Annotated in this window: 19 protein-coding genes; 8 read left to right on the top strand and 11 right to left on the bottom strand. The window is 34.3% G+C overall.

Annotation, left to right across the window (positions count from 1 at the left end; all coding sequences use genetic code 11):
• Window positions 1–59 precede the first annotated feature (59 nt).
• Entirely contained in the window at window positions 60–1,253 is a 1,194-nt protein-coding gene (gene sucC / locus M0D21_RS10885) for an ADP-forming succinate--CoA ligase subunit beta (RefSeq protein WP_248329328.1), read from the bottom strand.
• 141 nt (window positions 1,254–1,394) lie between these two features.
• Window positions 1,395–2,030, bottom strand: coding sequence for an LON peptidase substrate-binding domain-containing protein (locus M0D21_RS10880; protein ID WP_248329326.1), 636 nt, complete (start codon window positions 2,028–2,030; stop codon window positions 1,395–1,397).
• 152 nt (window positions 2,031–2,182) lie between these two features.
• Between M0D21_RS10880 and lysA the strand changes: the two genes are divergently transcribed.
• Window positions 2,183–3,415 carry a diaminopimelate decarboxylase gene (lysA, locus tag M0D21_RS10875; protein ID WP_248329324.1) on the top strand — a complete coding sequence of 411 codons (1,233 nt, stop codon included), beginning with the start codon at window positions 2,183–2,185 and terminating at the stop codon, window positions 3,413–3,415.
• Window positions 3,416–3,590: 175 nt separating this feature from the next.
• Window positions 3,591–4,103, top strand: coding sequence for an SRPBCC family protein (locus M0D21_RS10870; RefSeq protein WP_248329322.1), 513 nt, complete (start codon window positions 3,591–3,593; stop codon window positions 4,101–4,103).
• Window position 4,104: 1 nt separating this feature from the next.
• Here the strand turns inward: M0D21_RS10870 and M0D21_RS10865 are convergent, their stop codons facing one another.
• The 8 genes from M0D21_RS10865 to M0D21_RS10830 all read right to left on the bottom strand — a co-directional run bounded on the left by M0D21_RS10865 (window position 4,105) and on the right by M0D21_RS10830 (window position 12,036).
• A complete protein-coding gene (locus tag M0D21_RS10865; protein WP_248329320.1) occupies window positions 4,105–4,329 on the bottom strand; it encodes a DUF3820 family protein in 225 nt (74 codons plus the stop codon).
• 20 nt (window positions 4,330–4,349) lie between these two features.
• A complete protein-coding gene (locus tag M0D21_RS10860; RefSeq protein ID WP_248329318.1) occupies window positions 4,350–4,886 on the bottom strand; it encodes a DUF922 domain-containing protein in 537 nt (178 codons plus the stop codon).
• Between the two features lie 376 nt (window positions 4,887–5,262).
• Window positions 5,263–7,437, bottom strand: coding sequence for a PBP1 and LysM peptidoglycan-binding domain-containing protein (locus tag M0D21_RS10855; protein WP_248329316.1), 2,175 nt, complete (start codon window positions 7,435–7,437; stop codon window positions 5,263–5,265).
• A 57-nt stretch (window positions 7,438–7,494) separates the two neighbouring features.
• Window positions 7,495–9,027, bottom strand: a complete 1,533-nt coding sequence (guaA, locus tag M0D21_RS10850; protein WP_248329314.1) for a glutamine-hydrolyzing GMP synthase — start codon at window positions 9,025–9,027, stop codon at window positions 7,495–7,497.
• Window positions 9,028–9,145: 118 nt separating this feature from the next.
• The gene (locus tag M0D21_RS10845) at window positions 9,146–9,799 is read right to left on the bottom strand and encodes a response regulator transcription factor (protein WP_248329312.1); all 654 of its coding nucleotides are present in this window, start codon (window positions 9,797–9,799) and stop codon (window positions 9,146–9,148) included.
• A gap of 26 nt (window positions 9,800–9,825) precedes the next feature.
• Entirely contained in the window at window positions 9,826–10,605 is a 780-nt protein-coding gene (locus tag M0D21_RS10840) for a sensor histidine kinase (RefSeq protein ID WP_248329310.1), read from the bottom strand.
• Complete coding sequence (locus M0D21_RS10835) at window positions 10,581–11,231, bottom strand: hypothetical protein (RefSeq protein WP_248329308.1); 651 nt, start codon at window positions 11,229–11,231, stop codon at window positions 10,581–10,583. Before M0D21_RS10835 ends, M0D21_RS10840 begins: the two co-directional genes overlap by 25 nt.
• Window positions 11,232–11,256: 25 nt before the next feature.
• Window positions 11,257–12,036 carry a hypothetical protein gene (locus tag M0D21_RS10830; protein WP_248329306.1) on the bottom strand — a complete coding sequence of 260 codons (780 nt, stop codon included), beginning with the start codon at window positions 12,034–12,036 and terminating at the stop codon, window positions 11,257–11,259.
• A gap of 255 nt (window positions 12,037–12,291) precedes the next feature.
• On the opposite strand from M0D21_RS10830, the gene M0D21_RS10825 reads away from it, so the two are divergent.
• Window positions 12,292–13,944 carry a hypothetical protein gene (locus M0D21_RS10825; protein ID WP_248329304.1) on the top strand — a complete coding sequence of 551 codons (1,653 nt, stop codon included), beginning with the start codon at window positions 12,292–12,294 and terminating at the stop codon, window positions 13,942–13,944.
• A 94-nt stretch (window positions 13,945–14,038) separates the two neighbouring features.
• Window positions 14,039–14,584, top strand: coding sequence for a pyridoxamine 5'-phosphate oxidase family protein (locus M0D21_RS10820; protein WP_248329302.1), 546 nt, complete (start codon window positions 14,039–14,041; stop codon window positions 14,582–14,584).
• Between the two features lie 16 nt (window positions 14,585–14,600).
• On the opposite strand, the gene bshC is transcribed toward M0D21_RS10820, so the two are convergent.
• On the bottom strand, window positions 14,601–16,196 hold the full coding sequence (bshC, locus tag M0D21_RS10815) for a bacillithiol biosynthesis cysteine-adding enzyme BshC (protein WP_248329473.1): 1,596 nt from the start codon (window positions 16,194–16,196) through the stop codon (window positions 14,601–14,603).
• Between the two features lie 124 nt (window positions 16,197–16,320).
• Between bshC and M0D21_RS10810 the strand changes: the two genes are divergently transcribed.
• The 4 genes from M0D21_RS10810 to M0D21_RS10795 all read left to right on the top strand — a co-directional run bounded on the left by M0D21_RS10810 (window position 16,321) and on the right by M0D21_RS10795 (window position 22,683).
• A complete protein-coding gene (locus tag M0D21_RS10810) occupies window positions 16,321–18,801 on the top strand; it encodes a M14 family metallopeptidase (protein ID WP_248329300.1) in 2,481 nt (826 codons plus the stop codon).
• 14 nt (window positions 18,802–18,815) lie between these two features.
• Window positions 18,816–20,984 carry a M3 family metallopeptidase gene (locus M0D21_RS10805; protein ID WP_394802457.1) on the top strand — a complete coding sequence of 723 codons (2,169 nt, stop codon included), beginning with the start codon at window positions 18,816–18,818 and terminating at the stop codon, window positions 20,982–20,984.
• A gap of 373 nt (window positions 20,985–21,357) precedes the next feature.
• Window positions 21,358–21,720, top strand: a complete 363-nt coding sequence (locus M0D21_RS10800) for a VOC family protein (RefSeq protein WP_248329296.1) — start codon at window positions 21,358–21,360, stop codon at window positions 21,718–21,720.
• 99 nt (window positions 21,721–21,819) lie between these two features.
• Entirely contained in the window at window positions 21,820–22,683 is an 864-nt protein-coding gene (locus M0D21_RS10795; protein WP_248329293.1) for a helix-turn-helix domain-containing protein, read from the top strand.
• Window positions 22,684–22,695 lie beyond the last annotated feature (12 nt).

Below are 22,695 nucleotides of genomic sequence, written 5' to 3'. Positions count from 1 at the left end.
AGGTTAATAAAAAAAGCGGCCTAGAATGACCGCTTTTACATATATAAAATTTTATTTCTTTATGCCAAAACAGCTTGAACTTTATCAGCAGCTTCCTGGAACTGCACAGCGCTCTGTACGTCTAATCCACTGTTATCAATCAATTCTTTAGCAATATCTGCATTAGTACCTTGTAAACGCACAATGATCGGAACGTTGATCGCATCTCCCATATTCTTGTAGGCATCTACAACACCCTGTGCTACACGATCACATCTTACAATTCCTCCAAAAATATTGATCAAGATAGCCTTTACGTTAGGATCTTTAAGAATAATTCTAAACGCAGTTTCCACACGCTTAGCATCTGCTGTTCCTCCAACATCTAAGAAGTTTGCTGGCTCTCCCCCTGCTTGCTTTATCAAATCCATAGTTGCCATTGCAAGGCCTGCACCATTTACCATACAACCAACATTTCCGTCTAGATCTACATAGTTAAGACCAACTTCTTTAGCTTCAACTTCAATGGGATTTTCTTCTCTGATATCTCTCATGTCAACATAGTTCTTATGTCTATACAAGGCATTATCATCTAAAGTAACCTTTGCATCTACAGCCATGATTTTATCATCACTAGTTTTCAATACAGGATTAATTTCAAATAGAGAAGCATCAGACTTTACATATGCTGTATATAGCGCCATCACAAACTTGGTCATTTCTTTAAAAGCAGAACCACTCAAACCTAAGTTAAAAGCAACTCTTCTTGCTTGAAAAGGAAGTATTCCAACAGAAGGATCAATTTCTTCTGTAAAGATTAAATGAGGAGTTTCTTCGGCTACAGTTTCGATATCCATACCTCCTTCAGTAGAATACATGATCATATTACGACCTGAAGTACGATTCAATAAAACAGACATGTAGAATTCGTCCGGTTCACTATCGCCAGGATAATACACATCTTCTGCTACTAAAACCTGATGTACTTTTTTACCTTCTGCAGAAGTTTGAGGAGTAATCAAATTCATTCCTATGATTTGTTCTGCAATTTCCTCTACTTCTTGAAGATTTTTGGCGAGTTTCACTCCCCCTCCTTTACCGCGCCCACCGGCGTGAACCTGTGCTTTAATCACATGCCACCCAGTTCCTGTTTCTGCAGTTAATTGTTTTGCAGCAGCTACCGCTTCGTTTGCATTTTGAGCAACAATACCACGTTGAATACGTACGCCAAAGCTGCTTAATATTTCTTTACCCTGATACTCGTGTAAATTCATCTGTTTTAGTTATTACATTTATTATCAGACCATTTTTTGACACTTATAGGCCTGTTAAATTTGCGCTTTTTAAGCAGTTCCAAAAATAGGAAAAGTGAAGTTACTGTGCCAATCTTTTACACAAAAAATACGACTTAGAAATTAGAGCTTGAAATCATCAAAATCTAAAGGATCAAAATTCTTAAAATGACCATTCATTTTAATAACTTCTTTGGCGCGATTCATTTCTCTAACTACCGGAATAGTAATCTTTAGATGTCCAATAAGATAATTAAGTCTTTCTAACTCACTTCTTAATTTCAATAGATGATATTCCTGATGCATAGCCAACCCCACTTTATGAGCCACTTGATAACTCACAAAAGGAATATCGAAAATCGGTGGGTTTTCTATAGTAAGTTCTACATATAGAATGGCTATGTTTTTTAATAATTCTTCTTGAAGATCCTTTGCTCCATTATCTTTATCGTCCAAAAACTCTACTTCTCCCCCTGGATATAATTTACCTGGGTACTGTTGATAAAATTGTGTGATCCTAAAGATTCTTGTTCCTACACATACCACATCACTCTCTCCTCCAGGATAACGTTTTGCTACTTTTTGCAACGTTACTTCGGTACCATATTCTAATTTTTTATTTATGTAGGTAGGAACACCAAACGAAATACGATGCGTTTCGCAATCTGCGATTAATTGTTGATATCGTTTTTCAAAAACGTGTAAAGGCAGGCGTTCACCAGGATACACCACTAGTTCTAAAGGAAAAAGAGGAAGCATTTTTTTTATTTAAATGTACTAATAACCTATTGTTATCCCCCTTAAACACAAGTTAAAAATCTTAAAATCTACCAAGGAAGTAGATTTTTTTATAATTAGATCGTAATATCTCTGATTTTATTGATAATTTCGTAGGCTTAAATTGTGACACGATGGAGAATAAAAATTTATTAGCAGTAGCTAAAGAGCACGGGAGTCCTGTTTATGTATATGACTCCTCAAAGATTATTTCACAATACAATCGTCTGTTCGACGCTTTCAAAAAAGTCAAACAGGTGAAGCTTAACTATGCAGTAAAAGCACTTTCGAATATATCTATATTAAAGCTAATAAATTCTTTGGGAGCTGGTTTAGACACAGTATCTATACAAGAAGTGCAACTTGGTTTAAAGGCTGGGGTAAAACCAGAAGATATCATCTTTACTCCAAATGGAGTTTCTTTGGAAGAAATAGAAGCGGTTTCTGCTCTTGGAGTTCAAATTAATATTGACAACTTATCTATTCTGGAGCAGTTTGGATCTAAACATCCTACAACTCCAGTATGCATTAGAATTAACCCACATGTTTTGGCTGGAGGTAACAGTAAAATTTCAGTAGGACATATTGATAGTAAGTTCGGAATTTCTATTCATCAAATACCGCACATTCTAAGGATTGTTGAAAATACAGGAATGACTATTAACGGTATACATATGCACACAGGAAGTGACATTCTTGATGTTGAAGTTTTCTTATATGCAAGTGAAATCTTATTTGATACTGCTAAAAATTTCAAAAACTTAGATTTTATTGATTTTGGTAGTGGTTTTAAAGTACCATACAAAGAAGGAGATATCGAAACCAATATTGAAGAGTTTGGTGAAAAACTAAGCAAACGTTTCAACGAGTTTTGTAAAGAATATGGAAAAGAATTAACCTTAGGTTTTGAACCTGGTAAATTCTTGGTTAGTGCTTCGGGATATTTTTTAGCGAAAGTTAATGTTATAAAACAAACGACCTCTACAGTATTTGCAGGAATAGATAGTGGTTTTAATCACCTTATCCGTCCGATGTTTTATAATTCGCATCACGAAATTATAAATGTTTCGAATCCTAAAGGAAGAGAACGATTTTATTCTGTAGTTGGATATATATGTGAGACGGATACGTTTGCTACCAATAGAAGAATTTCTGAAATTAATGAAGGAGACATCATAGCTTTTAAAAATGCCGGAGCCTATTGCTTTTCAATGGCTAGCAATTATAACTCTCGCTATAGACCTGCTGAGGTCTTATGGCATGAAGGTAAAGCTCATTTAATTCGAAAAAGAGAAACCTTTGAAGATTTAACCAAAAATCAAATTGAAGCTGATATATTTTCAAAAGTGACCGAATCTGTATCTTAACAAAAAGTAATAATAATACATAAAAAAAGCGCCATTAAAACATGGCGCTTTTTTTGTGCCTTGAATAGACCTCATGCTTATTTCATACTCATTATCAACATATTAAAACTACAACCTAGCTTTCAAAAGCTATAATTTTATTATTTTTAGAGATATAGAATATAACATGTACATCATGAACAATTTAGAATGGAACTCTTTTACCAAAAAAATTTACATCCATGCATCGGTAGAGGAATTATATCCGCTATGGGCTACCTCACAAGGGATCACTTCCTGGTTTTTAAAACATGCCGAATACCGAGATAAGCACCAAAAAATAAGACTCCCCGATGAGCACATTCAAGAAAATGACACCTATTTATGGCAATGGCACAATTGGGATGGAAAAGAAGAAGGAAAAGTCATAATCGCCAACGGGAAAGATCATATTGAGATATCATTCGAATCTTCTAAGGTATCTATTCAGTTATCACCAAAAAACACCGTTACTATTATTACACTAACTCAATATGATATCCCAACGGATGATGAAAGTAAGTTAAAAATTCATTTTGGCTGCAGTAATGGCTGGACATTTTGGTTAGCTAATCTAAAAGCTTATGTAGAACATGGAATTCTACTCAATGAAAAGGAAATCGATTTAACAAAAAATGAATTAGCTGGATACGAATTCGTTAATATGTAATTTAAAACTTTTGGATATTACGAATTAGATGTTCTAGTCCATTTACTTTGAGTTCATATACCGTCTGAAGTTGTTGGCCCAGTTTACCCTTGGGGAATCCTTTGTTATGATACCATACGATATAGTATTCTGGAAGATCAATAAGATATCTATCTTTATATTTGCCGAACGGCATTTTGGTATGAGCTAATTTTAGTAAAAAGTCTTTTTGAAAGTGAACCTCCATAAAAATCAAAAAAATATTATCTATTTCTTATAGTCACGATAATACCACATTAAGGTCTCCACTTTTTTCTCCCATTTCTTCTGTGCTTCACTATTTCTCGAATGCTCTGTTTCTTCATCATATCTTTCCTGCATATTAATACGCATTCGTTCTACCAACTTGTACATTTTATTAAGATCTCTACGAATATTATCTCCAGCTTTATATTCTTTCAATCTTTTTCTCATGATTCGAGCGTGTAGTTCAGAAATATCAAAGTGTAGTTGCTCATGAGAAAGTAACATACTAGACATTTTTCCTCGTTTAACCCAAGACAAAGAGGGATAACAGAAACTATCAACTTGATAGTTCAATTCTATATTACCATCATCTTTCCCATAAGACCATTGATAAGTAATTCCAGTATTCACACTAGCATCAAAAGTACTGCTAGATTCAGGTCTTCCCCTAAAATCAGACCAATCCAATTCGCTTCTTTCAGTGTATGAAAACTTTCCTACATATCCATTATTATTAGAAAAAAATAAAAATAAAATAATAGTAAAGTACTTACTCATAATTGTAACAATTATGCCCAACCAAAGTTATTTTTCTTCCATTTTACATCGCTGAAGACACAATATGGGGCAAATACTGTGAGCAAAATGCAAAATAGCCTTATTTTTTGATTCTAATATACGAGTATTTTTAAATTATACATAATATTTAGAACCTTAACTTGGAATTAATTTTCCACTTGTATTCCTTACAACTAGTACATCAATTATGATGCCAAGGGAATCCTATTCTATGAAAACATTAGTATAGATTTAAGATAACCTTAAGATTCTCAAATATATATAAAATTCTGGTTTTATACTATGGAAGACACAATTTTATTTATCACAAGGCAGAATACCCTAGATAGCCCCTATAAACTTTAACATTTTAAAATTATTCTACCAAGCTTAATTTTAGATCATCGCCAAATTTAACCAAATAAGTAGCCTTGTTGTAATACCCTCCGAGCGGCTTTTTGGCATAGTTGAATTTGTTTTCTACATATTCGGTTGTTCCTTCTACTGAAACGGCATGAAACAAATCATCTGCTGTTCCTAATCGCATTAAAACATCATAGGCGATATCAAAACCACGAACCGCCCAAGTGTTTGGATACACTCCAAATCTATCTTTGTATTTATAAGCAAATGAAGATTTATCTTTCTTTTCATTCTCATCTTCATGCTCATCTTCATCGAATTCCTTGAACACAGATGGATAATGTAAATGTAATCTAGACAGATGTTCATTTTTAATATTATCATCATCAAAGGCTCCATTTTTGTCGGTAGTAAACAATGTAATTTTATGACTTTCTGCTTTTGCGTTTAGTAACGGAATTACGTTGCTTATCATAGCCACATCACTCGATTCAAGAAACACCCAATTTGGTTTATTTTCTACCAACACCTTCCCTAAATGCACTTCATACAGATAATTACCTTCTTCAATTTTTGCTACTTTGGCATTAGGAAATTTGGCTATCAATTTCTCTTTTATAGCCTCATATTTCTTTCCTTGTTGCACAATAATGATTATGTTTTTATCGGTAGAATCCTTTTCAACGTAAGAGATGATTTTTTCCTGTAACATTTCATTGGTTGGACGAGTTTGAAAAAAATTATCATAAGTACTAGACTCTCTCCTGGATGCCGGAGAGAATACCGGAACATCATATTTTTTAAGCTCTGATGCTACTATCTCTAAATTCGATTGATACAAAGGACCAATGACTACATCTGTGCCTTCAAAATCATTTTCCCGCATCAATTTCTTAAGAAACGCCTGATTCTTATTCTTTTGAGTATCATACACATTAAGTTCGGTAGTAATCCCTTTAGTTTTAGCCGAATCTATAGCCACTAACACTCCACTGTATAAATCAAGAGAAATCCTTAAACTCTGTTTATTTTTAAGTAAATCTTCTATTCCTTGTCTCGCATTAAAATCTAAAGTATCAACACTAAAAGGAAGCATAACAGCTATTTTCTTGGGCTTGAAATTATATAACTTCTTCTCTAAGTTTACATATTTTTCCTGTCCAAAATCAATAGATAGCGTATCAATGGCTTTTTGTTCTGGAATTGTTATTACCATACCGGCTTTTAAACCATCTTTGATATAAGGATTCATTTTTAGTAAAGAATCCGAAGAGATATCTAATCGACGAACCAAACTAAACATCGTTTCCTTAGGTTGAATCTCGTACAACTGAAAACCTGGCTGTATAGAATCTTGCAGTGACACAAAAATTGTTGTAGGAACAATGATCTCCATGCCGATAGGGAAATCTGGATCCATATTTGGATTAAGTTGTTCTAATTCCCCAATAGAAATCCCATGTCTCCTTGCAATACCATATTTTGTTTCTTTCGGCTTTACAATGTATTTGGTCGTAGCAGAAATCCTTGAAGCTACGCTATCAACAATCATATCGTTTTTGGGCGCACCCTTCTCGTAAACGGGTATTCTAAGACGATCTTTTTTCTTGATCTGTTCTGAGTATAGCCTTTTATTGTGCTTCTTAATATCTTCTACCGTAATATCATACTTCTTTGATATGCCGTACAATGTCTCTTTTCGTTTCACTTTATGTGTAATAAAGCGTACAATCTTTCGCTCTTCAGGAACTACTTTAAGACTATCTAAGACGTTATCTTTTCCAGGCTCTTGAGCACCATCAATTGCAGTTGGATCTTCTTTTTCAAGTTTCCCTACATTTAACACCTGCCCAACATTAATACCATTCACCGCTTCGGGATTAAGCAAGTAAATTGTTTCTGTAGTTATATTGTATTTTTTTGAAAGACTATATACCGTATCTCCTTGTTCTACCACATGAGTTTTGTACTCCTGATCATCAGTAACAGGGATGGCCAAAATTTCTCCTTCTTTAATCCCGTCTTTTGCGGTTGGGTTTATTTTGTATATAGCTTCTGGAGTAGTATTATAACGCTTTGCTATACGATATACGTTTTCCCCTTTAACTACGGTATGACTCTTATATTGCTGTGCATAAGCTGTTGTAGCCATGGTGAGCAGCAAAAAAATCAACAAAATTTTCTTCATTTAAAATAGCTTTTTGTTTCCCGAATTTCAAAAAAATAGATACTAATTAGATATACTTTATTCCCACTCAATTGTTGCAGGAGGCTTAGAACTTATATCATATACTACTCTATTAACGCCTTTTACCCGGTTTATTATTGCGTTTGAAGTTTTTTGCAAAAACTCATAAGGTAAATTTACCCAATCGGCTGTCATCCCATCGGTACTTTCAACAGCTCTCAAAGCAACACAATTCTCATAGGTTCTTTCATCTCCCATAACTCCTACACTTTGAACAGGTAATAAAATTGCACCTGCTTGCCAAACCTTATCATATAAGCCGTTTTCTTTTAGACCATTTATGAATATTGCATCAACATCCTGTAAAATAGCAACTTTTTCTGCTGTTATATCTCCCAAAATTCGAATCGCTAATCCTGGTCCTGGGAACGGGTGTCTACCTAATAAATCCTTATGCATTCCCATAGAAGCCCCTACTCGTCTTACTTCGTCTTTAAACAACATTTTAAGAGGCTCAACGATCTTAAGTTTCATATAATCTGGTAATCCACCAACATTATGATGGCTTTTTATTGTTGCACTAGGGCCTCCAGAAACAGAAACACTTTCTATAACATCAGGATAGATCGTTCCCTGTGCTAACCATTTTACATCCTCTATTGCATGCGCTTCATCATCAAATACTTCGATAAACACACGTCCGATCGCTTTACGCTTTTTCTCGGGATCACTTTCACCTGCAAGAGCTTCCAAAAAACGTGCCGAAGCATCTACTCCTTTTACATTTAACCCCATTCCCTTGTACTGTGCCAACACATCTACAAACTCATTTTTACGAAGTAACCCATTATTTACAAAGATGCAATATAAGTTTTTTCCGATGGCTTTATGAAGTAACATTGCCGCTACAGATGAATCTACACCTCCAGACAACCCAAGAACAACCTTGTCATCGCCTAACTGTTCTTTAAGATTTTTAACGGTTTCATCAACAAAAGAGTCTGGAGTCCAGTCTTGAGCAACTCCTGCAATATCTACCAAAAAGTTTTTTAACAATTGGGTACCATCTTTGGAGTGATAAACTTCTGGGTGAAATTGAATTGCATAGGTATCCTCTCCGTTTATTTTGAACGCCGCATTTTTTACATCATGCGTACTAGCCAAAAGCACACCATTTGTGGGTAATTCCTTTATAGTATCACTATGACTCATCCATACTTGAGAGCCTTCAGAAATGTTTTGAAACAGTTCATTACCATTTACATATGACAAATTAGCACGACCATATTCCCTCGTATTAGAAGCTGCTACCTGACCACCACCAAAATGCGCAAGGTATTGAGCCCCATAACAAATACCTAGCAATGGCTTCTTTCCTTGTATTTCTGAAAGATCTGGATGTGCAACATTATCTCCTCGAACCGACAATGGACTACCAGATAATATTACAGCTCCATAATCATTGATATCTTTTGGAGGTTTGTTGTATGGATGTATTTCTGAATATATATTGAGCTCTCTTACACGACGCCCAATAAGTTGTGTAACCTGTGAACCGAAGTCCAGAATAAGTACCTTGTTGTTTTGCATAGGCAAAAATAAAATTAAATTAGTAACCCTGAAATCCTTAGCCAGATAATTTTATTCTAGTATACCTATTTTAGAAAAACTGCACTTATTTTAGATATTATTTAAAAAATTAGATGTACTAGACCGAAATTATTTTATCTTTTATTGCTTTCACGATCAATCCAGCAGTATTTTTCACTCCTAACTTACTAATTAAATTTTTTCGATGCCCCTCGATGGTCCTAGCACTTAAAAAAAGTTGCTCTGCTATTTCGGCAGTGGTACATTCTTTTGCAATTAATTCTAGAACTTCTAACTCTCTAGAGGTTAGATAATAGTTCTTCCCAATTTTTGGAGGTTTATGGGTTTTATTCTTTAGTTCCTTCAACAAAGCTTCAGAGACAAAAGGGTTAAAATAAATTCCTTTTTCATGTACAGCTCGTATAGCTTCTTCCAATTCCTGTTGATTCGTATCCTTTAGCAAATATCCGCTTGCACCTATTTCCATAAGGTAAGAGGTCATCCTCTCTTCCTTATGCATCGTAAGGATAATAATCTTGATATCTGGATAAAGCTCCTTCAATTTTATAGTTGTATCTACGCCATTCATTTCTCCCATTTCAAGATCTAACAATATTACATCAGGCACAACATCATTAAGTTTTACTAGTAAATCTTTACCGCTAACGGCCTCTAAAACCAATTGTATACCCGGTATTTTTTTAAGTAATAACTTGATCCCTTCTCTAAACAAATTATGATCATCTATTAATCCCAATTTTATTTCTTCCATGATCTTTTATTTTTCGATGTGTTTACTTATTTCAAAATAATCTTCACTTCAAACCCTTGAGAAGTGTGCACAAAATCCATATATCCAGAAATTACCGATAATCGACTTTCTATATTTTTAAGGCCTAAGCCCTTACTTTCTACGAGTCTCTTTTGATCTATACCAATTCCATTATCCCTATATACAATTACCAAAGCCTCATTTTCATTCTTCATTGTAATATTGATTAATGTTGCCTTAGCATGTTTTAATGTATTAGTGATTAACTCTTGAATAATTCTATAGATATTTAGTTCTTTAGATTTCATAATTGTAGAAGTGGTATTATCATAAAACCTGATTTTGATTTTTCCGGAATCATTGATTGTTTGCATCAAGCTCTGAACTGCCTCAATGAGCCCCAATTTCTCTAAGACTACTGGTCTTAAGTCTTGAGAAATTGTTCTTACGCTATAAATCATATCGTCTAAAAAACCTCCCATTTTATGGATAATTTCATTAAGATCTTCTGGAGGTAAAATTGGGGTAATTTGCCCGAAATACAATTTGGTCGTGGTTAACATAGCCCCTACGTCATCGTGAAGTTCTTTTGCAATTCTAGTACGTTCTTCCTCCTGACTCAAAATGGATGTCCTAAGTAGTTCCTTTTGATACTCTGACGCTATTTTTTGATGCTTTTTTTGCTGTGCCAAAAGCCTTCGCTGATATACAATAAAGAAAATAATCACAGACAGGGAAAGAAGAAAAATAACTCCCATACCAATCATTACAATCTTTAATGTTATTGCTTCTTCGGATTCACCCATACGGCAATGGTATAAAAAATAATGAGTATAATATTTACAACGGCATGGAGTCCCCAAACTAAGTAGCTTGCTTCTGTAGACTCCTTAAACAGATTATTATTAATGAAAAACAACATCAAATTACTCGAAAAATAAATCAAGAAACCTGAATTGATCCAAAACATAGGGTTCGTTTCCAAACTACTGTATTTAACCTCTTTTAATAGCTTATAAAAATAACTTAGCGCAAAAAGAACTACAATCACTCCCAACGCTGTAGTGACGTTGGAATTGAATGTAAAAAGGTTCTGAAAAAAAATAGTATTTATAACAGCAAAGACAGTAAATATTATACTTAAATATACAAAAAGTTGTTTTGAATACACTTGAGATAACTCACCTACATAAATATTCATGATTAGTAAAAATTCAATTACCGTATAAAAATGATAAACCGGTAAATTATTTATTTTCTGGTACCATAATATGGTAGAAATAGATTCTACAATCAAAATAACAATTAATATGTACAAAAGCTTCTGCTGTACATTATTCAAAGATTTGAACTTAAATGCAGCGACCAATAGTGGTAACAGAGCTATAAAAGATGAGATATCTCCTAGAATATTGAAAAGCGTTTTACTCATTATTAAGTATTTATACGACTACGATTTACGGACATGTAGGAGGACACGGTTTAGAATACTCCAGATAGGTCTCATCATCATTTGACTCCATCAAACCTACTCCACTCATTTCTCTATTCAGATGCAAAGGAGGAGTGACACCCAGTACTGGCGTAAAAGAAATTTCATCTTCATGTTGAAACTTATTCATGTCTATGCCAGGATAAAGATGAATAGCCTCCACTTTTTCCGGAATAATATCTTGAACTATCTCATCTAACATGAAGAATTCTACTCTAAGCATAGTCCCTAGCATATTACCCTCTTCAGATTTTGCCTCCCCCCAACAATGAAACAGGTCGTCTATTAAGTGCATTTCCACTTTATCCCAATTTGCACATATTTTCTCTTTAAAAATTTTGGGAACCAAAGACTCGGTAAATTGTTTCCTATTGAATCGGGATTCATTGGGTCGAGGCTCTAGGCATGGGGTTAGATAAAATATTTTCTCCCCTTGACTCTCAGGGGTATCTTTTTCATCATAATTTAAATGAAGATAAGGACAAAATGAAACTTTTTCTTTACGATATTTTTGTTCTAATGCCAGATAAATACGAATGCTAGCTATCCTTTCAGAAAATTTATTAAACCTTTTTAACTCAGAAGGATTTAATTTAAAATAAGTCACTCGCTGATATTGCCCCCTATTCAATTTATGAAAATGATGCGCTAGTTGTAAAACATCCTCTTCACACCACTTCTCTCGCGTGGGTGGATAAGCTGCTGGATCTAACTTTTCATTGTTTTGTGTGATTGCATTTCCCATGTTAATGTGTTTTATTGATTACACTTGTTTAAAGCTACTTAAAAAAAGTGTTTCTTACTAATTACCAATACCTTAACAAGGATTTACCACTACCATACACGTATTTTCCACGGTTTTGCATTTTCGGTATTTATGGTCTTTTACTTTTAGTAGATCTCCCTCAATTTTGAAACATTGGTTCTAGTCAGATCTTGGTCTGTTTTGAACAAAAAAACATGATCGTCAAAATCAAAGTAATTAATAACAGTTTATAGTATGAAAACTCACACAAAAATTTTAAGGATGCTTATTCTCATAACATTAATCGTATGGGGATGCAGCAAGGATGATGGAGATGAAGTACAACCGCCATCAACAGAAGTTGAAGAATTACCAGGAATAGATTTGGAAGAATTTGAAACCGATCCCGGTGAAATAGGAATTATCATTAATGCTAGAGGTATTGCCAGAAAAGGTTACAAACCAACTATTGCCGATATACAGGTAACAGCAAGTTCTGGGGATTACAGTCAAAAAATTGTTTTTGACGAGTTCAACAATATTGCCTCATTATCTTTTAAAAACGAGAATCTTTCCGAAGAAGCCCAAACAGAACTCAAGAACGGAGTACCTGTTACAATAAAGGTATTTGATGAGAATGATAATGAATTATCTACAAAAGAAATTTCTAAACTTTCGTTTGTATCCAACCCTGCCGAAGAAGAAATGTCATCAGATAATTTAGAGGATCGTTACGCCAAAGTAAGTATACGGGAAGATGTAAAACATTATATGCAAATTGTGAATACAGATACCGAAGAAATCTACGGAGCTCCAAACTCAGTATTGTTCCCTAATACCGTACTACTCAATACTCCAATAGTAGTTAGCAAATTAGCCGATCTAGATTATAATTCTGAGAATACAGAGACCTTTACAACCTATAGATTTGTTGAAGTCCCCGGTGAAGAGGGAGTTTTTACTATAGCAGTGCATAATGGAGATGACATTCATTACTTATATATTGTGCCGGCAAATTCTGAGCTTCGTATTCAAAGCAAAGCAAACTTAATTAGAAATGGAGGAAATAATACCGGAACCCCTCCTAATTACAAATTCAAAATTGAAAAAGTGGCAGCAGGATTATATACAATCACACCTACATTTACAAATAATCCATTAACTCTAATTAATGATCGTTTAAATGCAGGGACTAGTAATGCAGAACCTGTTTATTTTAGAATTTTATCCTTTGACATAGACTGGGAAATACAACCAATAGATTCAAAATTCACGCATCCCATTCTTCCCCCATCGACTACATCTGAAGCCTATAATAGTACCTTGAGAAACTGTAGCAGTGGTAGTCTTGAACAAACAATAGGACGATCTGAATCATTAGAAACAAAAGAAGTAATGGGTTGGGAAGAGTCTATGTCGGTGAGTACAACGCAAGAGTATGCTGTCTCTGTAACCATTGAAGCGGAAGTATCTACTAAGTTTTTTGGTGCTGGTGGATCTGTAAAAAGTTCGGTAACCGGTAGTTATTCCTTCAGTAAATCAAGAACATCTACGAGTTCTCGATCTGGATCTTTTGAAGAAACTAGAACTACAGAAATTTCAACCGAACGCAAACAAGAGGTACCTCCTGGGACTTCCATCACTGTTGCAGATGTTTACCAAACTTATGAAAATGTAAGGATACCATATGTAAAAAGATTTAGAATAAAAGGAAAATATCAAAAGGATGGTAAACCGCTAACTGGAGAAGAAATAACTACACAATTTGCTTTCAATAGTTTTACCGGTGTGATTACTGAAGTACAAAGTGACTTTATAGAAGTTACTGTGAGAGGGACCAACTTGATTAACAGATTAATCGAAACCGAAACTATTTCAAAAGATATAGAGGGAACATGCAACAATTAACACAAAGCTCTTGATCATAGAAAAAGGCATCTAAATTAGATGCCTTTTGCAATTATTCTATTTTGATTAATTTTAATCATTATTTACACGACATATGACTCAAATCATCTTTTCTTCCTTGATACGTGACCTTCAGGAAGCTGCCAAAACTCCAGGACATCCCTTTCGTTATTTTACCTTAGCTACTACAAATGAAAATGGCACCCCCAGATTGAGAACTGTGGTTCTTCGAGAGATAGATCAACTATCGAACCTCATCGTATATACCGATAAAAGATCTGAAAAAATAACTCATATTAATAAGCATGCTATAGTAAGTTTACTTTTTCTGGATAAAGAGAGATTAATTCAATTATCGATAGAAGCTAAGGCTACACTCATAGAAGATCCCGAAAAAACAAGAGCTATTTGGGGGCAAATTCCTGAAAAATCTAAAAAAGACTACACTTCAAAATATACTCCTGGGAAAGAAATTAAAGACCCCCAGAACGTTGAATTTCTAACTCAGGGAAACTTTTTTGCTGCAATACGACTAATTCCTCAAAAAATCGAATACTTACGACTTAAACGCCCAAATCATATTCGCGTTCTATTTTCTAAAGAAGGAAACGATTGGAAAAGTTCATATCTCGTTCCTTAAAATGTCTTTTTCAATATTACAGTTCTAAAACTAAAAACTCTCCCTGTAAAGGGTTTAGGTGTTCGATTAACATAGGGATTAAATCTTTTCCGTACTCCAAATATATTTCAGAGAAATTTCTATTACGCTCTTGTAAACTTTGGTTAGGAAATAACTCATTTTGGATAGCGGTGAGTCGCTTTACATGATCACTCAACTTTCGTCGTTGTGCTTTAAGCAATCGTTTTTCTAAAACCTCTAGTCCTTTTAACTGTTTTATTTCTTGTGCTTTTACAGCATTCAGAAAAGTGACATCCGTTTGATCTGCTAAGGTATACATATCCTTAAATTGCTCCTTTAAATGTTTCCGTTGAGGGTCAAAGTTAATATCAATATTAGAAATTCTTCTTACTTTTCTATTAATCAATTCATGTTGTTTTAAAAACAACTCCTTGTAAGAAACTTCGAGTTTTTCAATTTTTGCAGCTTGTTTTTTGGTATGTATTAGAACTGAATTACGCAAGAGAAGCATCGGAAAGGGAACTGCAACTTCTTCAAAATAACTCTTCAACTCTAACCAATATGCTAGTTCACCACCACCACCTATATAACATAAATTTGGCAAAATCACCTCTTGATATAGCGGACGCATTATTGCATTTGGACTAAACTTTTGTGGTTCAAGTTCTAGATGATTTAATAATTCATCTTTACTCCAGGAAATATCGGTCTCATTTACAACAAACCTTTCCCCATCTCTTATAATACGTTCACGCAGACCATCTGCTAAGTAGAATAAATTAATTTCTCTTGGGTTAACCTGAACCTTGTAACCCTCTTTTTTAAGCGTATTAGCTTTGGGCAGTATTTGATTATATGCTATCTCTTCTAACAATTCTCGTTTCATAAAAGGAGTGAAGAGCTGCTTTAATGTACTATCATCACCATCAACAATGACCAGACCGTATTCACCAAATAGTGTATTTGCCAAATATCTTGTGGCATCTGCAAGAGAATTATGCCCTAGATAAGCTTCTTTAAAAAGTGATTTCAAATATTCTGCATTACTACCTGGGCCAATTTCGGAAGAAAAAACCTCAAAAACCCTATCCAATCCCTTAGTATCAAAAATACCTACTGCACCTCCGTCTTCTCTATTCCATTGAATTTTCTTTCCAAATAAATTAAAGTAATTTATTTCATCAAAATCATGATCTTCAGTAGCCATCCAATAAACCGGCACAAAATTATAATCAGGATAATTTTCTTTTAAAACCTTGGTAAGATTAATTGTAGAAATAATCTTGTACAAAAAATATAATGGCCCAGTAAAAAGGTTTAATTGATGACCAGTAGTGACGGTAAATGTATTAGTATTTACTAATGACTTAAGATGTGCATCCGTCGTCTCCGAAACTTGAAAGTCTTTATACTGTTTTTGTAACGCCTCAAACAACACCTCTCTATTTTCAATAGAAAACGACTCTTGTTTCTCTTTTATTTGAGCAGCAAAATTCTGTACTTTTGGAAAATGATTATAGTACGAATGAAGCGAATCTTTTTGATCCAAATAATCACAAATTAGAGAGGAAAAATAATTCGTTTCTCTAAACGGAATACAGTCACTGGGCATAAATCCTTTTTTTTGAGAGGTTAAATATACATCAGATTGTAATTGCAAATCCTAAATTTTAGTTAATACAGATGATATCCTAAATTTAACTCGGTATTTTTCGATTTAAATTTTTAGTAGATCAATGAAAAAACTAGTCTTCTCGCTATTAGTACTCACAACACTTTTTTCCCATTCACAAAGTAAATTACAATCACCTGTTGAATTTCTAGGCTATGAAATAGGAGAACAATTTACTCGACACGCAGATGTTGTAAACTATTTTAAACATGTAGCACAAAATTCGTCATTAGTAACCTATACCAACTATGGTAAAACTAATGAACGGAGGCCACTCACCTATGCCATTATATCTTCTGCAGAAAATTTAAATAATCTAGAAACCATACGCACAGATCATCTAAAAAGTGCAGGAATTATAGAAGGTAATGCTACTTCTGACATTGCAATAGTTTGGCTTAGCTATAACGTACATGGTAATGAAGCCTCTGGAACAGAATCGTCTATGCAGACTGTTTATGAACTCATTACAAAAAAAACAGAATGGTTAAAAAATACTGTAGTCATAATGGATCCCTGTGTAAATCCAGATGGCAGAGATCGCTATGTCAACTGGTATAATCAAGTAAAAGCTACACCTTATAATACTGATCAATTGGCTACCGAACATAACGAATCTTGGCCTGGGGGGCGACCAAATCATTACCTCTTCGATTTAAATCGTGACTGGGCTTGGGCAACACAGGTTGAAACAGCTCAGCGTTTAAAAATATACAATCAATGGATGCCTCATATTCATGTTGATTTTCATGAACAAGGCATAAACGAACCTTACTATTTTGCTCCTGCTGCAGAACCTTTTCATGAGATTATAACGCCTTGGCAAAGAGATTTTCAAACACAGATTGGTAAAAATCATGCTAAATATTTTGATAAAGAAGGATGGTTATTCTTTACTAGAGAACGCTTTGATTTACTTTATCCCAGTTATGGTGACACCTACCCAACTTTTATGGGAGCTATAGGAATGACATATGAACAAGCGGGACATGGTAGAGCCGGATTAGGTATTGAAACCGATGAAGGCTATGTACTTACACTCAAAGATCGGGCGCTACATCATACCACTACAGGATTGTCTACTATTGAAATTTCTTCTAAAAATGTTACGACACTAAACACTGAATTCAAAAAGTTCTTTATTAATTCAAATTTAAAGTACAAAAGTTACATACTCAAAGGGGAAAGTGACAAGATCAATTCACTTACTCAACTTTTAGACATCCATGAAATAAAATACGGCTTCACCAATGCTACTAAAGTTTCGGGCTTCGATTTTAGGCAAAATAAACAAAGTACTATCAATGCAAAGGGAGCTTTGGTTGTAAGCACGAACCAACCCAAAGGCAAAATGGTAAAAGTGCTATTTGAACCCGACGCGAAACTTAGCAATCCTCTTACTTATGACATTACCGCATGGAGTGTACCCCATGCTTACGGCTTAGATGCTGTAGCTTCAACATCACTCATTGCTGCTAATGAAAGTAAACAACCTAAAACAATAAACAATATCGTTTCTCCTGATGGTGCTGGATACATTTCAAAATGGAATAGTATAGATGATGCTGCTTTCATGGCAGAATTACTTCAACATAAAATCAAGGTTAGATTTAGTGAGAAAGATTTTTCAATACGTGAGAATCAATTTAAAAAGGGTAGTCTAATTATTACTAAAAGTGATAATCGCAAAACAAAAGACTATGATCAAATTGTAGTTGACATTGCCAACAAACACAATAGACAACTATATGCATCTCCAACTAGTTTTGCCACAAAAGGAGTCGATTTTGGTTCCCCTGATGTTAAACTTATCAACAACCCTAAAATTGCAGTACTTAAAGGTGATTACGTTTCCTCACTAAGTTTTGGTGAAATTTGGTACTTCTTCGAGCAACAACTAAAATTCCCAATTACCGCTATTGACACCGATTACTTTAGCCGAGTAGATCTAAACAAGTACGATGTTCTTATTCTTCCCAATGGATATTATAATGGAAATATTACCGAAAATCACCATACCAAATTAAAAGATTGGGTGAAATCTGGAGGTAAAATAGTAGCAATGGCTAATGCGGTCGACATCTTTTCGAATAAAAAAGGATACGATCTCGAAAAACATAAACCTAAGAACAAAGAAAAAGACTCTATAGGTAATCTTACTCCGTATGACCAACGTGAAAAGAAAAGCGTCAAAAATTTTATTACAGGTAGTATTTTTAAGACAAAAGTAGATCCTTCACACCCTATGGCTTTTGGATATAGCGATACTTATTTTAGTTTAAAACTAGGAAGTTCTTCCTATAAGTTCTTAAAGAATGGATACAATGTTGCCTATGTTGAAAGCCCTATTAATGTTTCGGGTTTTTCAGGTGAAGATGCATTAAAAGGCCTTAACAATTCTCTGGTTTTTGGAGAAGCAAGAATGGGTAGCGGAAGCATTATTTACATGGTAGACAATCCTTTGTTTCGGTCATTCTGGGAAAACGGGAAACTTTTTTTTGTTAACGCTGTTTTCTTAACAAACAACAATAAATTCAGATTATAAATTAATTATATATTATGATAACTACTCACATCTCAACAACCTTTAAAATTACAGCATTGTTTGCTATATTGCTTCTTATAGGTTGTAACAAAAACAAAACCACTGTGGAAACGAAGTCAGAAACAAAAGAGGTAGAAAACCCTTTATTGGCAGAATGGACTGGCGAATATGGCGGTACTCCTGCATTTGATAAGGTAAACATTTCCGATGTAAAACCAGCTCTTGAAAAAGCAATGGAACTTAACTTAGAGGAAATCGAAGCCATTGCGAATAGTACAGAAACTCCAACGTTTGCAAACACTATAGTGGAGATGGAAAAATCTGGAAAGGAACTTAATAAAATCTTTACGTATTACGGAATTTTAAGCAGCAACATGTCTTCTCCAGAATTTAGAGAAATTCAAAAAGAGATGGCACCTAAGTTATCTGATTTCAGATCTAAGATTTCACAAAATGAAAAACTTTTTCAGCGTATTAAAACGGTATACGACAATGCAATTAAGAATCCTTTAGAAGATGACCAACAACGAGTTGTACAGTTAACCTATGAGCAATTTGCGATGAATGGAGCAGAATTGGATGTTGAGAAAAAGAAACGATATGCTGCAATCAACAAAGAACTCTCTGAGTTATATACCAATTTCTCAAACAATATTCTTGCCGATGAAGAAGGGTATGTTACTTATCTTACCAAAGAACAATTAGGCGGACTATCAGAACCCTTAATAAATGCTTATGCCAAGGCGGCCACAGATCGTGGTCAAGAAGGAAAATATGCTGTAACTAATACAAGATCATCAATGGATCCATTTCTGACCTATTCTACTGAAAGAGGTTTAAGAGAAAAAGTATGGAAAAACTATTACTCCAGAGGTGATAATGGTGATGAACATGATAACAATGAAAATATTGCAAAAATCCTTAAACTTCGTAAAGAGCGTGTTGGCCTATTAGGTTATGATAATTATGCTGATTGGAGGTTACAAAATCGCATGGCGAAGAACCCAGAAAATGCAATGAAATTAATGAATGCTGTATGGCCTGCAGCTATTGCAAGAGTGCAAGAAGAAGTAGCCGACATGCAAGCTATTGCAGATGCCAATGGGGACAAGATTACTATCGAGCCATGGGATTACAGATATTATGCCGAAAAGGTAAGAAAGAAGAAATATGACCTCAATTCTGACGAAGTAAAACAATATTTGCAACTGGACAAATTGAGAGAAGCCATGTTTTTTGTAGCAGGCGAATTATTCAATTATAAATTTACTCCCATAGCAGAGGGAAAAGTTCCTGTTTTTCATCCAGATGTAAAAGTTTGGGAAGTAAATGATAAAACTTCAGGAGAACATATAGGACTTTGGTATCTTGATCCATTTGCAAGAACCGGAAAACGTTCTGGAGCTTGGGCCACAACATATAGAAGTCACACTACTTTTGATGGTAAAAAAACGGTGTTAGGTTCAAACAATTCTAACTTCGTTAAACCTGCCCCAGGGGAGCCTGTTCTTGTTTCATGGGATGATGCAGAAACTTTCTTCCATGAATTTGGTCATGCTTTACATTTTTTCTCTTCTGAAGTACGATATCCAACATTAAATGGAGGAGTTAGGGATTATACAGAATTTCAGTCTCAATTATTAGAGCGTTGGCTTTCTACCGATAAGGTTATTGATAAATATCTTGTGCATTATAAGACAGGAGAGCCAATTCCTAAAGCCCTTGTACAAAAGATCAAAAAAGCTGCTACCTTTAACCAAGGGTTTGCAACCACAGAATATTTGGCTTCTGCATTAATGGATATGAAATTTCATTTGGCCGACCCTACCAATATTGACGTAGATGCATTTGAAAGAGAAACACTTAATGAATTAAAAATGCCAAAAGAATTAGTAATGCGTCATAGAACTCCACACTTTGGTCATGTATTTTCTGGTGAGGGATATGCCACTGCATATTATGGATATATGTGGGCCGATGTACTTACTTCTGATGCGGCAGAAGCTTTTGCTGAAGCCCCTGATGGATTTTATGACAAGGATGTAGCAGATAAACTGGTCAAATACCTCTTTGCTCCACGCAATGCTATCGATCCAGCCGAGGCTTATAAAAAATTTAGAGGTAGAGATGCTCAAATAGAAGCATTGATGAGAGATCGAGGTTTTCCAGTACCAAAGTCTTAGCGATAAAACACACAATTTATACTTTAAAAAAGGAATAAGCTGAAAGAGTTTATTCCTTTTTTGTTTGTAGTACATCAAATATTTTCTGTACTTTAGTGTCACTCCCAACCATGCCGATACATTTACGGCATTATAGAATTTCTCATATAAGAGGTAATTCTGTCTGAATCTATTGAAATTCTCAATAGAAAGAACAGGACATTTATGTAAACACGATAGCTTATATAGTACAATTATCATGTGCTAAAAAATGAATTATCAATATGGATTCATTTTTTAAACACCGAGGGTAACATTTTATCCCATCACAACACAAAAGAATAAAGTAAACAATCAACTATTGTCAAAATACTAACTTAAAACCTAAAAATAAATGTTTGCACTTCCACCAAAAATGAATACGCTAACCATTAATTCTACAAATTGCAATCAACTTATTGAATTCTATTCTAAACTGGGTATGTTATTTACCACAGAAGTAAAAGAAGGAATCGTTAGATATCATACATATGTCTATAAAAATCTAACCTTAGAAATAAATGAGGTATCTCACCACGACGCATCTACACGAAATGTTTCCTTACAATTTTTTATCAATGGAATAGATGGATATATAGACCGACTAAAAGAAAAAGGTATAAAATTCACAAAAGATTCCTGGAAAACCGAAACACATCAACACATTCAGCTTATCGATCCAGATGGCAACTTAGTTGAGCTAATTGCAAAAACTTAAAAACGTTTAACTACCTAACCTGAGAGATAGTTACATTTTATCTACAGAGATGTAGATATATGATTTATTATTCGTAGTTTTTTACTAAAAACCAATACTATGTCTAAGGTTATAAAAGTTTATGAGTCTGTTAATCGCTCTGACATTGAAGTAACATTCGAAATTAAACGAATGGAAGATGTTCATGAAGATAAGCATGGCAAAACCGATGAACCTCATCGGCACAATTTTTATACTATTCTCCTTACCAAAGAAGCAAGAGGAAAACATTATATTGATTTCAAAGCGTATGAACTAAAAAATCTACAAATATATTTTATTAGCCCGGGACAAGTTCATCAAGTTATTGAAGAACAAAAATCTTATGGTTATGTAATTACATTTTCAAGACTATTCTTGGCAGAAAATAATATTGATTATTGCTTTTTAGAAGATATCAATCTATTTACAGATTACGGGGACTCACCTCCTTTATCTCTAAACACTGAACAATTTGAGCAACTTTCTAATTACTGTAACCAAATATTTGATACTCGAGGTTCTGGGATAAAATTTGAGAACCAAGCTATAGGTGCGCTGTTACAACTTTTTTTAATTTCATGTAATAATATTTGCAAACTCGATGTAATAAATTTACAGCAACAACAAGTAGGAAGCTCTATTTTAAAAGAGTTTAAAGGTTTGGTTGAGAAACACTTTTCAGAATGGCACTTAGTACAACAATATGCCGAAGCGTTGCATGTTACTCCAGATCATCTTAATCGCACCGTAAAGCTCCTTATAGGCAATACAGCAAAGGAATATGTGCAGTCGCGTATTATAATTGCTGCCAAAAGAATGTTATTTTTTTCTGATCAAACTAACAAAGAAATTGCATACACTCTAGGGTTTTCTGATCCCTCAAATTTCAGTAACTTTTTTAAGAAATTGACTGGAATTCCTCCTTCTCAATTCAGGAAATAAAATGGATATCGG

This window comes from Aquimarina acroporae (assembly GCF_023195925.1).
In the GTDB taxonomy this organism is placed as follows: domain Bacteria; phylum Bacteroidota; class Bacteroidia; order Flavobacteriales; family Flavobacteriaceae; genus Aquimarina; species Aquimarina acroporae.
Note: the sequence above shows the minus strand (reverse complement) of the source record. Positions and strands in the feature narration are given on the sequence as shown.

Excerpts from the sequence above, each read along its gene's own strand:
- guaA (WP_248329314.1), bottom strand. The coding sequence starts at position 9,027 with ATGCAAAACAACAAGGTACTTATTCTGGACTTCGGTTCACAGGTTACA.
- M0D21_RS10825 (WP_248329304.1), top strand. The coding sequence starts at position 12,292 with ATGAAAACTCACACAAAAATTTTAAGGATGCTTATTCTCATAACATTA.
- M0D21_RS10835 (WP_248329308.1), bottom strand. The coding sequence starts at position 11,231 with ATGAGTAAAACGCTTTTCAATATTCTAGGAGATATCTCATCTTTTATA.
- M0D21_RS10795 (WP_248329293.1), top strand. The coding sequence starts at position 21,820 with ATGTCTAAGGTTATAAAAGTTTATGAGTCTGTTAATCGCTCTGACATT.
- M0D21_RS10830 (WP_248329306.1), bottom strand. The coding sequence starts at position 12,036 with ATGGGAAATGCAATCACACAAAACAATGAAAAGTTAGATCCAGCAGCT.
- M0D21_RS10800 (WP_248329296.1), top strand. The coding sequence starts at position 21,358 with ATGTTTGCACTTCCACCAAAAATGAATACGCTAACCATTAATTCTACA.
- M0D21_RS10805 (WP_394802457.1), top strand. The coding sequence starts at position 18,816 with ATGATAACTACTCACATCTCAACAACCTTTAAAATTACAGCATTGTTT.
- M0D21_RS10840 (WP_248329310.1), bottom strand. The coding sequence starts at position 10,605 with ATGGGTGAATCCGAAGAAGCAATAACATTAAAGATTGTAATGATTGGT.
- M0D21_RS10865 (WP_248329320.1), bottom strand. The coding sequence starts at position 4,329 with ATGGAGGTTCACTTTCAAAAAGACTTTTTACTAAAATTAGCTCATACC.
- M0D21_RS10855 (WP_248329316.1), bottom strand. The coding sequence starts at position 7,437 with ATGAAGAAAATTTTGTTGATTTTTTTGCTGCTCACCATGGCTACAACA.
- lysA (WP_248329324.1), top strand. The coding sequence starts at position 2,183 with ATGGAGAATAAAAATTTATTAGCAGTAGCTAAAGAGCACGGGAGTCCT.
- M0D21_RS10870 (WP_248329322.1), top strand. The coding sequence starts at position 3,591 with ATGAACAATTTAGAATGGAACTCTTTTACCAAAAAAATTTACATCCAT.
- M0D21_RS10880 (WP_248329326.1), bottom strand. The coding sequence starts at position 2,030 with ATGCTTCCTCTTTTTCCTTTAGAACTAGTGGTGTATCCTGGTGAACGC.
- M0D21_RS10845 (WP_248329312.1), bottom strand. The coding sequence starts at position 9,799 with ATGGAAGAAATAAAATTGGGATTAATAGATGATCATAATTTGTTTAGA.
- M0D21_RS10810 (WP_248329300.1), top strand. The coding sequence starts at position 16,321 with ATGAAAAAACTAGTCTTCTCGCTATTAGTACTCACAACACTTTTTTCC.
- M0D21_RS10860 (WP_248329318.1), bottom strand. The coding sequence starts at position 4,886 with ATGAGTAAGTACTTTACTATTATTTTATTTTTATTTTTTTCTAATAAT.
- bshC (WP_248329473.1), bottom strand. The coding sequence starts at position 16,196 with ATGCCCAGTGACTGTATTCCGTTTAGAGAAACGAATTATTTTTCCTCT.
- sucC (WP_248329328.1), bottom strand. The coding sequence starts at position 1,253 with ATGAATTTACACGAGTATCAGGGTAAAGAAATATTAAGCAGCTTTGGC.
- M0D21_RS10820 (WP_248329302.1), top strand. The coding sequence starts at position 14,039 with ATGACTCAAATCATCTTTTCTTCCTTGATACGTGACCTTCAGGAAGCT.